This window comes from Amycolatopsis sp. NPDC059027 (assembly GCF_042739735.1).
Taxonomy (GTDB): Bacteria; Actinomycetota; Actinomycetes; order Mycobacteriales; family Pseudonocardiaceae; genus Amycolatopsis.
The window spans coordinates 41,518-53,607 of sequence record NZ_JBHYIK010000041.1 but is presented as its reverse complement, the minus strand read 5'-3'; the positions used below and the strand labels follow the sequence as shown (position 1 = coordinate 53,607).

The 12,090-nt window shown below is 70.0% G+C and carries 14 protein-coding genes; 9 read left to right on the top strand and 5 right to left on the bottom strand.

Features of this window, described 5'->3' with window-relative positions; all coding sequences use genetic code 11:
* Nucleotides 1-17 precede the first annotated feature (17 nt).
* The 3 genes from ACFWY9_RS26810 to sepH all read left to right on the top strand — a co-directional run bounded on the left by ACFWY9_RS26810 (nt 18) and on the right by sepH (nt 2,907).
* Complete coding sequence (locus ACFWY9_RS26810; RefSeq protein ID WP_378327803.1) at nt 18-683, top strand: response regulator transcription factor; 666 nt, start codon at nt 18-20, stop codon at nt 681-683.
* Nucleotides 680-1,840 (top strand): ATP-binding protein, encoded by a 1,161-nt coding sequence (locus ACFWY9_RS26805; protein ID WP_378327804.1) that lies wholly within the window; start codon nt 680-682, stop codon nt 1,838-1,840. The genes ACFWY9_RS26810 and ACFWY9_RS26805 overlap by 4 nt, the downstream gene beginning before the upstream one ends.
* 197 nt (nt 1,841-2,037) lie before the next feature.
* Nucleotides 2,038-2,907 (top strand): septation protein SepH, encoded by an 870-nt coding sequence (gene sepH / locus ACFWY9_RS26800; RefSeq protein ID WP_378327805.1) that lies wholly within the window; start codon nt 2,038-2,040, stop codon nt 2,905-2,907.
* A gap of 72 nt (nt 2,908-2,979) precedes the next feature.
* On the opposite strand, the gene ACFWY9_RS26795 is transcribed toward sepH, so the two are convergent.
* From ACFWY9_RS26795 to ACFWY9_RS26780, 4 genes are read right to left on the bottom strand one after another with little or no spacing between them, the layout of a single operon-like run.
* Complete coding sequence (locus ACFWY9_RS26795; protein ID WP_378327736.1) at nt 2,980-3,300, bottom strand: hypothetical protein; 321 nt, start codon at nt 3,298-3,300, stop codon at nt 2,980-2,982.
* Nucleotides 3,301-3,358: 58 nt separating this feature from the next.
* Nucleotides 3,359-4,000 (bottom strand): TetR/AcrR family transcriptional regulator, encoded by a 642-nt coding sequence (locus ACFWY9_RS26790; protein ID WP_378327735.1) that lies wholly within the window; start codon nt 3,998-4,000, stop codon nt 3,359-3,361.
* Nucleotides 3,991-5,535 (bottom strand): AMP-binding protein, encoded by a 1,545-nt coding sequence (locus ACFWY9_RS26785; protein WP_378327734.1) that lies wholly within the window; start codon nt 5,533-5,535, stop codon nt 3,991-3,993. Before ACFWY9_RS26785 ends, ACFWY9_RS26790 begins: the two co-directional genes overlap by 10 nt.
* Complete coding sequence (locus ACFWY9_RS26780; RefSeq protein ID WP_378327733.1) at nt 5,532-6,275, bottom strand: enoyl-CoA hydratase/isomerase family protein; 744 nt, start codon at nt 6,273-6,275, stop codon at nt 5,532-5,534. The genes ACFWY9_RS26785 and ACFWY9_RS26780 overlap by 4 nt, the downstream gene beginning before the upstream one ends.
* Nucleotides 6,276-6,322: 47 nt before the next feature.
* On the opposite strand from ACFWY9_RS26780, the gene ACFWY9_RS26775 reads away from it, so the two are divergent.
* The 6 genes from ACFWY9_RS26775 to ACFWY9_RS26750 all read left to right on the top strand — a co-directional run bounded on the left by ACFWY9_RS26775 (nt 6,323) and on the right by ACFWY9_RS26750 (nt 11,352).
* Complete coding sequence (locus ACFWY9_RS26775; RefSeq protein WP_378327732.1) at nt 6,323-7,915, top strand: amidohydrolase; 1,593 nt, start codon at nt 6,323-6,325, stop codon at nt 7,913-7,915.
* A 22-nt stretch (nt 7,916-7,937) separates the two neighbouring features.
* Nucleotides 7,938-8,378, top strand: a complete 441-nt coding sequence (locus tag ACFWY9_RS26770; protein ID WP_378327731.1) for a GNAT family N-acetyltransferase — start codon at nt 7,938-7,940, stop codon at nt 8,376-8,378.
* 21 nt (nt 8,379-8,399) lie between these two features.
* The gene (locus tag ACFWY9_RS26765) at nt 8,400-9,083 is read left to right on the top strand and encodes a metal-dependent transcriptional regulator (RefSeq protein WP_378327730.1); all 684 of its coding nucleotides are present in this window, start codon (nt 8,400-8,402) and stop codon (nt 9,081-9,083) included.
* Nucleotides 9,084-9,151: 68 nt separating this feature from the next.
* Nucleotides 9,152-9,973: an LLM class flavin-dependent oxidoreductase gene (locus tag ACFWY9_RS26760; RefSeq protein ID WP_378340207.1), complete on the top strand. Its 822-nt coding sequence runs from the start codon at nt 9,152-9,154 to the stop codon at nt 9,971-9,973.
* A gap of 87 nt (nt 9,974-10,060) precedes the next feature.
* On the top strand, nt 10,061-10,414 hold the full coding sequence (locus tag ACFWY9_RS26755; protein ID WP_378327728.1) for a transcriptional regulator: 354 nt from the start codon (nt 10,061-10,063) through the stop codon (nt 10,412-10,414).
* A 293-nt stretch (nt 10,415-10,707) separates the two neighbouring features.
* A complete protein-coding gene (locus ACFWY9_RS26750) occupies nt 10,708-11,352 on the top strand; it encodes an alpha-ketoglutarate-dependent dioxygenase AlkB family protein (protein WP_378340206.1) in 645 nt (214 codons plus the stop codon).
* Between the two features lie 38 nt (nt 11,353-11,390).
* Here the strand turns inward: ACFWY9_RS26750 and ACFWY9_RS26745 are convergent, their stop codons facing one another.
* Nucleotides 11,391-11,996: an ArsR/SmtB family transcription factor gene (locus tag ACFWY9_RS26745; RefSeq protein ID WP_378327726.1), complete on the bottom strand. Its 606-nt coding sequence runs from the start codon at nt 11,994-11,996 to the stop codon at nt 11,391-11,393.
* Between the last annotated feature and the right edge of the window lie 94 nt (nt 11,997-12,090).

Genomic DNA, 12,090 nt, shown 5'->3' with positions numbered 1-12,090 from the left:
GGTGCAGACTGACCGATGTGCGTGTGCTGGTTGTGGAGGACGAGCTGCTGCTCGCGGATTCGATCGCCGAAGGACTGCGCCGTTATTCGATGGCGGTCGACGTCTGCTACGACGGCGAACAGGCGCTGGAACGCGTCGGCGTACACGGCTACGACGTCGTCGTCCTCGACCGCGACCTGCCCAAGGTGCACGGCGACGACGTCTGCTCGGCGGTGGTCGCGGCGGGCGGCGAGGCACGGGTGCTGATGCTCACCGCGGCCGCCGAGGTCACCGACCGGGTCCGCGGCCTCGGTCTCGGCGCGGACGACTACCTCACCAAGCCGTTCGCCTTCGCCGAGCTGGTCGCCCGGGTCCAGGCACTGGCCCGGCGCGCCCGCCCCGCCCTGCCGCCGGTACTGGAAAGCGACGGCGTCGTGCTCGACCTGCCCCGGCACCAGGCCTCCCGCGACGGCCGTTTCCTGCCGTTGTCGCCGAAGGAGTTCGCGGTGCTGGAGGTACTCATGCGCGCGAGCGGCACGGTGGTCAGCCCGGAGGATCTGCTGGAAAAGGCGTGGGACGAGCACGCGGACCCGTTCACCAACGCCGTCCGGGTCGCCGTGATGACGCTGCGGCGCAAGCTGGGCGAACCCCCGGTCATCGAGACCGTGCCGGGCGCGGGCTACCGGTTCGGCGGGGCACGGTGAAGCGCGTCCGGCTGTCGGTGCGCACCCGGCTCACCGCGCTCTACGGCGGCCTGTTCCTGCTGGCGGGCGTGGCCCTGCTGGTGATCAACTACCTGCTGGTCGACAGCTCCCTGCCCGAGCCTGCGAAATACGCGAGCACCGCCGTGGCGGCCCGCCTGCCTCTGGCCGAGACGCTCCCGCCGTCGACGACGCTGGAGGTCAGCCAAGCCGGGGTGGTCGCGGGCGTGGCAACCGACGTCGTCGACGGCTACCGCAGCTCGACACTGTCCACTTTGGTACTCGGCTCCGCGGTGGCGCTGCTGGTCGCGGCCGCGCTCGCGGTGCTCTTCGGCTGGCTGATGGCGAGCAGGGCGCTGCGTCCGCTGCACGACATCACCTCGACCGCGCGGAAGCTGGAGGCGGGCAAACTCGACCGGCGCATCAACCACGACGGCCCGCACGACGAGCTCAAGGATCTCGCTGACACCTTCGACGGCATGCTCGACCGGCTCGCCGAGTCGTTCGACAGCCAGAAACGGTTCGTCGCCAACGCGTCCCACGAGCTGCGGACACCACTGGCCGTGCAGCGCACCCTGATCGAGGTCGCGCTCGCCGATCCGGAGGTGACCCCGGAACTCCGCAAGCTCGGCGCCCATCTGCTGCACACCAACGAGCGCAGCGAGCGGATGATCGAGGGCCTCCTGGTACTGGCACGCAGCGATCGTGGCCTGACCGCCCGCGCGCCGGTGCGGCTCGACGAGGTCGTGCGCTCGGTCGTCCGGACGACGTCGGCGCAGGCCGAGGCGGCCGGGGTGACGGTGGAGACGCGGTTGCGGCCAAGGACCGTCGCGGGCGATCCGGTGCTGCTCGAACGGCTGGTGACGAACCTGGTGAGCAACGCGATCGACTACAACGTCCGTGGCGGCTGGGTGCACGTCGACGTCAGCGGCGAACCCGCGCTGAGCGTGCGGAACTCGGGCAGGCCGGTGCCCGCGGAAAGCGCCGCGGAGCTGTTCGAGCCATTCCGGCGCGGCACCCCCGAACGCACCGGCTCGGCCGCGCACGCCGGGCTGGGGCTGTCGATCGTGCGGTCGGTCGCCGAGGCACACGGTGGCGCCGCCGCGGCGCGGGCGAATCCCCGCGGCGGCCTGACCGTCGACGTCCGGCTGCCCGGGTGACCACCGAAGTACACCCAATCGTGACGCACAGTATTCGGCGCGTCACACACACCGGTTTCGCTACGGTGGCAGAGGATGCGTGACACAAAGATCAAGAGTGAAACAGGTCGGTCAAGGCTCGGCGCGCCTCGCACGTCAAGCCGACGCGCCGTTCTAACGTAAGCACCCACAAAGGTGAAGAATCGGGGAGGCGAACAATGCGCGCGCTACGGGTGGTCGGGCTGCACGAGGACGGAAAGTCCATCGTGTGCGAAGACCCGGCGAGCCGTACGCGCTTTCTGCTCCCGGCCGATGAGAGACTGCGCGCGGCGGCGAGGGGTGACATCACCCGGCTGGGCCAGATCGAAATCGAGTTGGAGAGCCAGATGCGGCCACGCGAGATCCAGGCGCGAATCCGGGCCGGTGAGTCCGTCGAGCAGGTGGCGAGCAGTGCCGGGGTGCCGGTGCAGCGCGTCGAGCGCTTCGCCTACCCCGTGCTGCTGGAGCGGTCCCGCACCGCCGAACTCGCCCAGAGCGCGCACCCGGTCCGTGAGGACGGCCCCGACGTGCAGACGCTCGGCGAGGTGATCGCCTACGCCTTCGGGGTCCGTGGTCACGACTACACGCAGGCCAAGTGGGACTCCTGGCGCGGTGACGACGGCCGCTGGGTCGTCGTGCTGCAATGGAAGGCGGGCCGTTCGGACAACCGCGCGCACTGGTCGTTCTCGCCGGGGGCGCACGGCGGCACCGTGCACGCGCTGGACGAGAACGCCGAGGGCCTGCTCAACCCGAACTCCTACCGCGCGCCGCGCACCGTGCGCGCGCTGGACCCGGCCCGCGAGCCCGCCGTGCAGCCGACGCTGGACTCCGCGGAATCCCTCGAGGCCAAGGCGATCGAGGCGCCGCGAACCGAACCTGAGCACGACCCCGAGGACGACACCCGGGAGATCCCGCGCGTCCCGCCGGAGGGCGACGAGGACGTCCGGGAGACCGACGAGCAGCCGCAGCGGGCCAAGGCGAAGAAGAATCATCCGATCGTGCCGTCCTGGGAGGACGTGCTCCTCGGAGTCCGCACCCAGCGCGGCTGACCCGACCTGCCGTTAAGGCCACCTTACGGGCGTCTGACGCCCGTAAGGTGGCCTTAACGGCACTTCAGGTTCCTACTTCTGGTTCCGGAGCGCGATGGGGACGCCCGCCAGGTCCTCCTCGTTGCACAGCAGCTTGACGTCGTAGTAGGGCGAACCCTGCCGTTCGTCGTAGTCGAGGTGGATCGCCAGCACGTCCAGCGGCTCACCGAGCCACTCCTGGGCCTGACGTAGCCAGCCCGCACACCGTTCCAGTGCCGCGGGGAGGTCGTCGTCACGGAACTCCACGGGGCGGTAAGGCACGTCCTGCACCTGATCGCGGGGGTTTGCCGGGGTCGGCAGACCAGGTGCGAGACCCGAGTCGTCCAGTTCCAGTTGGATCGTTTGCTCAGTCACCCTTCGAGCGTCCCCCACACACGCGCCCGGGGCAAGGCGTACGGTGGTAAAAGCGCCGCTAAACGGGCACTCCCCACACTTTCGCGACCATTTCGCGCTCCCGCCGCAACTCCGAAACACCGGCCGGACATTCACAGCCGAGGACCCGCAGCGCGAGTTCGGCGTAATGCGCGGCCAGCTGGTCGAGGGAGAGCGGCCCGCGTGGCGAATACCACCGGGCGACGCCGTTGCACATCTCCAGGAGCGCCAACCGGGTGACAGCCGGATGTGTGGTGTGGAAAACACCGGCCGCCACGCCCTCCTCGATGGCGTCGGACCAGAGCTTTTCGTAGTCGTCCCGTAACGCGACGACCCGTTCGCGTGATTCGTCGGACAGGGCGTCCACTTCGTTGTCCACCACCCGGGTTTCCTCTGGCTGGACCGCGTGCGCGAGGACGTGCAGCGCCACGAGCGTGCGTACCCGGGTGACCGGGCCGGCGGACTCGGCGACGGCCTGGCGCGCGGCGTCGAGCAGGCGGCGCAGCGCGGTGGTCATGATGTCGACGAGCAGATCCTCCTTGGTGCCCATGTAGTGGTACAGGCTGGCCGAGGACAGTTCCGCCTCCTGCGCGAGATCCCGGATGCCGGTGCCGTGGAAACCCTTGGCGGCGAAGAGTTTGACGGCCGCGGCGCGGACGCGCTCGCGACTGGTCACAGCCATCGGCCCGCCGTCCGGTCCCAGCTGCCCGCGCGCGGGTCGGCGATCCTCCGCAGTTCGCCCTTCGCGACCCGTTCGGACGGCGTCAGCGGCAGTTCGTCCGGGAAGGCCCAGAACCGCGGGATCTTGAAGTAGGCGAGCTTCTCCGCGCAGAACTCGGCCAGTTCGGCGGGTTCGGGACGATCGCCGTCGCGGACGACATAGGCCTTGATCTCCTCGCCGCGCAACTCGTCGGGCACCGCGACGACGGCCGCCAGCTTCACCGCGGGATGCAGGAGCAGCGCGCGTTCCACCTCGTCGGCGGACACGTTCTCCCCGCTGCGGCGGATCATGTCCTTGGTGCGCCCGACGTAGTAGACCCGGCCCCGATCGTCCATTTTGGCCAGATCACCGGTGTGGAACCAACCGCCCGCGAAGGCACGCGCGGTCGCTTCCGGATCGTCGTGGTAGCCGTGCATCAGCCCGACCCCGCGGATGAGCAGCTGTCCGGTTTCCCCGCGTGGCAACGGCTTGTCGTCGTCGCCGGCGATCATCACCTCGCGGGCGGCGTTGGGCAGGCCGAGGCAGCCGGTGCCGACCGTCTCGTCGTGGTCGGCCGCGGTCATCCGGATGTCGCCGCCGGTCTCGGTCATCCCGAACGCCTCGTACCACGGCACGCCCCAGCGTTCCTCCAGTTCCGCGTGCAGCTCCACCGGGATCGCCGACGCGGTGACGGCGCGGACCCGGTGGTTCCGGTCGTCCTCGTGCGGAGGCTGGCGCAGCAGCAGCGCGGGCATCATGCCGAGGCAGTAGAACCAGGTGACCTCGTATTCGCGGACCTTCGACCAGAACGTCGTGGGGTGGAAGCGGTCCAGCACAACGAGCGTTGCGCCGCCCGCGAGTCCCAACGCGACATTCCACTGTGGATCGATGTAGTGGAACGGTTGCGCGGTCAGGAAGACGTCGTCCTCGCCGACGGCGGGGAAGTCGGTGGCCAGGCTGATCGCGAGCGTCGTCCAGTACCGGTTGGGCAGCACGCAGCCCTTGGGCGCGCCGGTGGTGCCCGAGGTGTACTGGATGTTGACCGGCCGCTCGGCGGTGGTGGTGAACCGGGCCGCGCCGATGCCAGGGGTGAGTGCGGTGAGTTCGTCGATCGTCAGCGTCCGCTCGAGTGCGGTTTCCGGTGCGACACGGCCGATCAGTTCGGCGAATTCCGCCGCGACGACGGCGAATCGCGCGCCGGAATGGCGCAGCACATGGGCGCCGTCGAACTCCCGGTAGTTCGTGTTCACCGGCACCAGCGCCGCGCCGAGTTTCGCCAGCGCGAGCCACAGGAGCGGGAATTCCGGCTGGTTGCGCAGCATCACCGCGACCCGGTCACCGGCACGGACGCCGAGGTCGAGCAGGGTGAGCGCGAGCCGTGAGCTGCGGCGGTCGACTTCGGCGAAGGTGAGCCGCTCGCCCGTTTCGTCGAAGATCCAGGCGGTCCGCTCCGGCCAGAGTTCGGCGGCGCGGGTGAGCAGTTCGACCAGGGTGGTGCACTCGCGCAACGGCGTCATGCCCGGCTCCGGAACGCTTCGGTGGACGCGCGCACCGCGGCCGAGTGCTCGGTGACCAGCGCGTGGCTGACTTCCAGTTCCAGCGCGGATTCCAGCGCGTTGTCGATGCCCGAGTCGAGGACTCGCTTGGCCATCGTGGCGGCCTCCGCCGGATGCGCGGCGATCTTCGCCGCCCAGTCGAGTGCGCGCTCCGGGAGTTCGCTTGCCGGGAAGACCGCGTTGACCAGCCCCAGTTCGTGCGCCTCCGTTCCGGAGATCCGGTCGCCGAGCAGCAGCAGTTCCTTCGCCTTGAGCGGTCCGACCAGCAACGGCAGCAGCCGCGACGCCGCCCCGGTGACGCTCAGCCCGAGCGAGACCTCGGGGAAGCGGAACACCGCGTCCTCGGCGGCGAGAATCAGGTCGCAGCCCAGCGCGAACTCCGCGCCCGCGCCGATCGCGTAGCCGTGCACCGCGGCGATCACCGGCTGCCGCAACGCGCGCAGCCGCCGCGTCACGTCCTGCAACCGATCGAGCCTGGCCCGTGAATCACCCTCCGGGGTGGGCTCTTTCAGGTCGTGACCCGCGCAGAACGCGCGGCCGTTCCCGGACAGGACGACCACGCGGGCGTCGCCGCGCGCGACCTCGTCGAGTGCGGCCAGCAGGTCGTCGACCAGTGCCGGGGCGACGGCGTTCAGCCGCTCGGGCCGGTTCAGCCGGATCTGGGCGATGCCGTCGGCGACGGCGAGGTCCACGGTGCTCATGAGGGCGAGCCTAGACGTTCGATCGATCGATCGATAGGGTCCGATTCATGCGGGTCGACACGGTCTACGAGAACGCCCTGGTGCTGACCGGGGAAACCACGACGAGTGCGCTGGCCGTCCTGCACGGGCGGATCGTGGCGCTCGGCGAGGACGCCGAAGCGTTGTCGGCGCGTCGGCGGGTCGACCTCGGCGGCTCGGTGGTCGTCCCCGGTTTCCACGACGCGCACAACCACATGGCCTGGTACGGGATGTCGCTCGACCATGTCCCGCTCAGCGACTGCCGCGGCGTCGAGGAGGTCTACGCCGCGATCGCGCGCCGGGCGGCCGAACTGCCCGACGGCAGCTGGGTCGTCGGCAGCGGCTACGACCAGAACAAGCTCGTCGGCGGCCATCCCGACCGCCATGGTCTCGATCGCGCGGCCCCGGGAAAGCTCGTGCAGCTCAAGCACACTTCCGGGCACATGTGCGTGGTCAACACCGCGGTGCTCGACCGGCTGGACGTCGGCAACGTGCCGGTGGGCGGGGACCTCGTGCTCGACGACGGCGGCTCGCCGACCGGGCTGTTGCGGGAACAGGCCCAGCGGCTGCTGGACCCGCTGACCTACCCGACCCCGACGGAAACGCTGGTTCGCGGTCTCGGCCGGGCGAGCGAGGTGTACCTGTCCGAGGGCATCACCAGTGTCCAGGAGGCCGGGATCGGCGGCGGGCTCGTCGGCGAGTCCCCGGCGGAACTGGCGGCGTACCAGCTGGCTCGCGAACGCGGGCTGTTGCGCGTGCGAGCCACGGTGATGGTGGGCGCGCCGGTACTGCACGAACTGAGCGACGGCGCGGGTTTCGGCCTGGATCTTGGTCTGCGCACCGGGCTCGGCGACGAGTGGCTGCGCATCGGCCCGATGAAGCTGTTCGCCGACGGTTCGCTGGTCGGCAAAACCTGCGCCATGCACGAGCCGTTCGCGGGCGAGCCGGACAACCGCGGCTACTTCCAGCTGCCGGAGGACGAACTCGCGCGGACGATCATGCGGGCGCACGAGGCGGGCTGGCAGATCGCGACGCACGCGATCGGGGACCGGGCGATCACCGTCGTCCTCGACGCCTACGAGGCCGCGCTGGCCGCGCATCCGCGCGCCGATCACCGGCACCGGATCGAGCACTGCGCGGTCCTGCAGCCGGACGAGCTGACACGGATGGCGCGTCTCGGCCTGATCCCGTCCCCGCAGGGCCGGTTCGTCAACGAACTCGGCGACGGGATGCGTGCCGCGCTCGGCGAGGAGCGGGTCGCGTGGTGCTACCGGCTGAAGAGCCTGCTCGACGCGGGATGCGTGCTGCCCGCGAGTTCCGATCGCCCGGTCGTGAACGGCGCCCCGCTGCTCGCGCTCGCCGACATGGTGCGGCGCCGGACGTCCTCCGGTGCCCCGTTCGGTCCGCAGGAAGCGCTTTCCCCGCGCGAGGCGTTGCGGGCCTACACCCAAGGCTCGGCGTACGCCGTCTTCGCCGAGAATGATCTGGGAACGCTGACACCCGGCAAGCTCGCGGACTTCGCCGTGCTGTCGGCCGACCCGACCGACGAGTCCACTATGGACGATGCTCGGGTGCTGGCCACCGCCGTCGGCGGCGAGCTGCGCTACGAGGCCCCGAACTGACGACCGAGAGGAGTGCTGGCCGATGCCGGTCCGGGAAGCGGTGTTCGAGGACGCGGAGGAGATCTGCGCGCTCATCGAGGAACACGCGGAGTACGAGGGAAACACCGAGCTGAAGCTCGACCGCGCCGAGATGAGCGGTCACCTGTTCGGGCCGGAGCCCAAGGCGTGGGTGCTGATCGCCACCGTGCCGGGGGACCCGGACAAGGTCGCGGGTTTCGCGTTCTGCAGCTGGAACTTCTCGACCTGGGAGGCCCGGCCGGGGATCTGGCTGGACGATCTGTTCATCCGGCCGGAGTACCGGCGGCACGGGCTCGGCCGCGAGCTGCTCGACGCGCTGCGCGCGCGGACGACCGGGCGGGTCGAGTGGGACATGCAGGCGGGGAACGAAAAGGGCGAAGCGTTCTACGCCGATCTCGGCGCCGAACCGGTGCCGGGATGGATCCGCTACCGCTGGCGACCCTGATCACGCCGTATCGTATTCGGCATGGGTGATGGTTCGGTCCGGAGGTCTTCGTCGGTCGAGGACTACGTCCGCGTGATCTACGGGCTGGTCGAGCGGGGTGAGGCGGTCACCAACGCTTCGCTCGCCGGCAGGCTCGAGGTGAGCCCGTCGTCGGCTTCGGGCATGGTCACGAAGCTCGCGCAGCTGGGCCTGGTCGCGCACGTGCCCTACCGCGGGATCGAGCTGACCGGCGAGGGCAGGCAGCTGGCCCGGTCGGTGCTGCGGCGGCATCGGCTGATCGAGACGTACCTGGTGTCCGAACTCGGCTACACCTGGGACGAGGTGCACGCCGAGGCCGACGCGCTGGAGCACGCGGTGTCCGACAGGCTGGTCGAACGCATCGCGGCGAAGCTCGGCAACCCGGTGCGCGATCCGCACGGCGACCCCATCCCGGCACCCGACGGCAGTGTCGAGGAGCTGCCGATGCGGATCCTCGACGATCTGCCGCCCGGAGCCGTCGGCGAGATCGTGCGGGTCTGGGACACCGATCCGGAGCTGCTGCGGTATCTGACCGAGCACGCCATCGGGCTCGGCAAACGGATCGAGGTCGTCGAGCGTCAGCCCTTCGGCGGTCCGATGGTCGTCAAGGTGGGCTCGCCGCCGGACACCGCCACGCACGCCATCGGCAAGGAGATCGCGCAGGCGTTGTCGGTCGCCCTGCGCTGAGCGACGTATCCGCGGTTGACGTCCTGGAGCGGATGTGGCGGCCAGGTCCGTCGGCGCAGGATGGCCGCATGACATCGAAATCCTTCCGCTTCGGGATCGTCGCCGGGTTCTCGCCGGACCTGGCCGCGTGGACCGCGCAGGCGAAGCAGGTCGAGCAGCTCGGCCTGGACACGATGCTGGCCACCGACCCGGTCGCCGGCTCCGACCCGCTCACGCTCGTCCCGGCCGCCGCCGCGGTCACCAGCACGCTCCGGGTGGGCACGTTCGTGCTCGCCGACCCGTTCCGCGACCCGCGCCAGCTCGACTGGCAGGTCCGCACGCTGCACCGGCAGACGGGTGGCCGGTTCGAACTCGGCCTCGGCGCCGGCCGTCCCGGTGCCGACGACCACGCCCGGTCGCTGGGCAGGGACTACCCCGGGATGGCGCAGCGCATCGAGCGGCTGGAAGCCACCATCGAGCTGATCAAGAGCACGCCGGACCGGCCGAAGCTGCTCATGGCCGCGCGGGGGCCGAAGATGCTCGCGCTGGCCGCCCGCGAGGCCGACATCGTCACGTTCTCCTGGCTGCCGCGGACCACGCCGGACGAAGCGCTGTCCATTGTGGACAAGTTCCGCGAGCTCGCGGGTGCGCGGCTCGGCGAGATCGAGCTGGCGGTGAACCTGATGGCGATCGGGGACGAGCCGGCACCGCACGTCGCGCGGTTCGCCGGAGTCGACGTCCCGGAACTCGCCGCGTCCGGCGCGGTGACCGTGCTCCCCGCCGATCCCGGACAGGCCACCGACACACTTCTCGGCTGGCGAGAGAAGTGGGGGATCTCGTACGCCACAGTCAATTCCGGCTATCTCCAGCCCTTCGCGGCCATTGCCCGATCGCTGCGTGCGCTCGCCTGAAGCACCTGGGTGAGCACCCTTCCGATCCTGCCGCGCGGCGCCTACGCTCCAGTGTTCTCACCAGCTGTAGCTCGGAGCGAAATAACCATGACCGGTCAACGACCAAGGACCATCGACCGGGGGGAACGCACGGGGAGCGAACTGGAACGGTTGCTCGAAACGGGCCCGTTCGCCGAGGCGTTGCGCGCGGCGATCCGGGCCAGAGGGCTCGGCCTCGATCGCATCCGCTATCGCTTGCGGAGCAGGGGGACTTCGCTCAGCCTTGCCACACTGAGCCATTGGCAGTCGGGACGGTGCCGGCCGGAGCGGTCGGAATCGTTGCGGGCGTTGCGGAATCTCGAGGACATCCTCGGTGTGCCGGGCGGTTCGCTGATCCGGCTGCTCGGCCCGCCGCGGGGCAGGGCCACCCCGTGCGGCCTTCCTCATGAACACGCGCGGTAGCCGGGGAGGCGGTCACTGGTCACGTGACCGCCCCGTTGCCGATCGAGTGTGCCGTGGATCACAGTTCTGTGGCAGTCTTGGACGAATGGTGACGCAGAGCAGAGGAACTCGGCTGCGTGACTTCGGGACTGCGCCATTCGAGCGAGGAATGCGGAGGCTTGTGGCGGCGAATGTGGCTTTCCGGGGTCAGCGGGTAATGCTCGGCTGGCGAGCCGAGGTGCCGGAAAAAGTGCGAACGTCGCGCGGCGGATAGCGAGCGGCTACGCGGTGTGCCCGGTGGCAGAATCGCCGGGGTGAACGCGCTGCTTCCCCGTCCGCGGGCCGAGATCGCACCCGGCGCGGTGCACGTGCCGGGCTGGCTCGATCTCGACGCGCAACGTGAGCTGGTCGAGGCCTGCCGGAGCTGGCGCGGCTACCGGTCGGCGCGGTTGCCGAGCGGGGGCGTGATGTCCGTGCGCACGGTTTGCCTCGGCTGGCACTGGTATCCCTACCGCTATTCGCGCACGATCGACGACGGCGACGGCTCGCCGGTGCTGCCGTTCCCGGACTGGCTCGGTGATCTCGGGCGCCGCGGGCTGGCGGACGCGTACGGCTCGCCCGCCGAGGACTACCGGCCGGACGTCGCGCTCGTGAACTTCTACGACGCCGCCGCGCGGATGGGGATGCATCAGGACAAGGACGAACGCGGCCTTGAACCTGTGGTGTCCCTCAGCCTCGGCGACACCTGTGTGTTCCGCTTCGGGAACACGGAGAATCGCGGGCAGCCGTACACCGACGTCGAACTCGGCTCGGGCGATCTGTTCGTGTTCGGTGGCGCGTCGCGGCTCGCCTATCACGGAGTGCCGAAAACCCTGCCGGGCACGGCGGAACCGGCGCTGGGCCTGACCGGCAGGCTCAATCTGACGCTCCGCGTGTCAGGGCTGGGCATGGGAGCGTAGCTCCACCGTTGAGGGCGGGCGGAGGGGATGAGGCGGCATTAGTCCTCGTCGCCGTCCAGTTTGGGCGGTGTCGGGTGCGGGCCCTCGTCGGGCAGCATGTACAGCCGCACGGCCATCTGCCGTGAGCCGGGCGGCTTTTCGCCGGGCTCGTTCACGTACTTCCAGATGAGGTTCTGGTACTCCTCGACGAACGACGTGATCTGCTCTTCGGTCATCCGCAGCCCGCTGCGGTAGATCTGGTTCCAGCCTCCGGCGGTGTCGTAGCCGCTGTACGCGCTGACGACGAGCCCGAGGTCGTGGCTCATCTTGAGCGCGCCGAGCTTGGTCGCGGCCTCGCGCTCGTCCGGGGTCATTTCCAGGCCGGGCGGGGTGTAGATGTCCTTCGTCAGCGACCGCCACCAGCGCTCGCGCCCGGTGGAGCGCTCCTCGATCTCGGCGATCAGCTTCAGATCCGCGAGTTTGCGCAGGTGGTAGCTCGTCGTCCCGGTGCTCTCGCCGAGTGCCTTCGCGACGCTGGTCGAGTTCGCTTCGCCGTGGTCCCCGAGGTAGCTGAGGATGTCGCGGCGCACCGGATTGGACAGCGCCTTGTACAGCGCCTTGATGTCCGCGCCGGTGAGTACGCGGCGCTCGGGACGTTCCGCCATGCGGTCACCGTATTGCAGAGAAGTACTGCAAAGCAAGTTTGCAAAAAGTCTCTGCAATCGGCTAACTTGGTCGGCGAGGCGCACCGGCGCCGCG

Coding starts and splice junctions, on each gene's coding strand:
- ACFWY9_RS26775 (WP_378327732.1), top strand. CDS start 6,323: ATGCGGGTCGACACGGTCTACGAGAACGCCCTGGTGCTGACCGGGGAA.
- ACFWY9_RS26765 (WP_378327730.1), top strand. CDS start 8,400: ATGGGTGATGGTTCGGTCCGGAGGTCTTCGTCGGTCGAGGACTACGTC.
- ACFWY9_RS26780 (WP_378327733.1), bottom strand. CDS start 6,275: ATGAGCACCGTGGACCTCGCCGTCGCCGACGGCATCGCCCAGATCCGG.
- ACFWY9_RS26755 (WP_378327728.1), top strand. CDS start 10,061: ATGACCGGTCAACGACCAAGGACCATCGACCGGGGGGAACGCACGGGG.
- ACFWY9_RS26760 (WP_378340207.1), top strand. CDS start 9,152: ATGACATCGAAATCCTTCCGCTTCGGGATCGTCGCCGGGTTCTCGCCG.
- ACFWY9_RS26785 (WP_378327734.1), bottom strand. CDS start 5,535: ATGACGCCGTTGCGCGAGTGCACCACCCTGGTCGAACTGCTCACCCGC.
- ACFWY9_RS26745 (WP_378327726.1), bottom strand. CDS start 11,996: ATGGCGGAACGTCCCGAGCGCCGCGTACTCACCGGCGCGGACATCAAG.
- ACFWY9_RS26770 (WP_378327731.1), top strand. CDS start 7,938: ATGCCGGTCCGGGAAGCGGTGTTCGAGGACGCGGAGGAGATCTGCGCG.
- ACFWY9_RS26790 (WP_378327735.1), bottom strand. CDS start 4,000: ATGGCTGTGACCAGTCGCGAGCGCGTCCGCGCCGCGGCCGTCAAACTC.
- sepH (WP_378327805.1), top strand. CDS start 2,038: ATGCGCGCGCTACGGGTGGTCGGGCTGCACGAGGACGGAAAGTCCATC.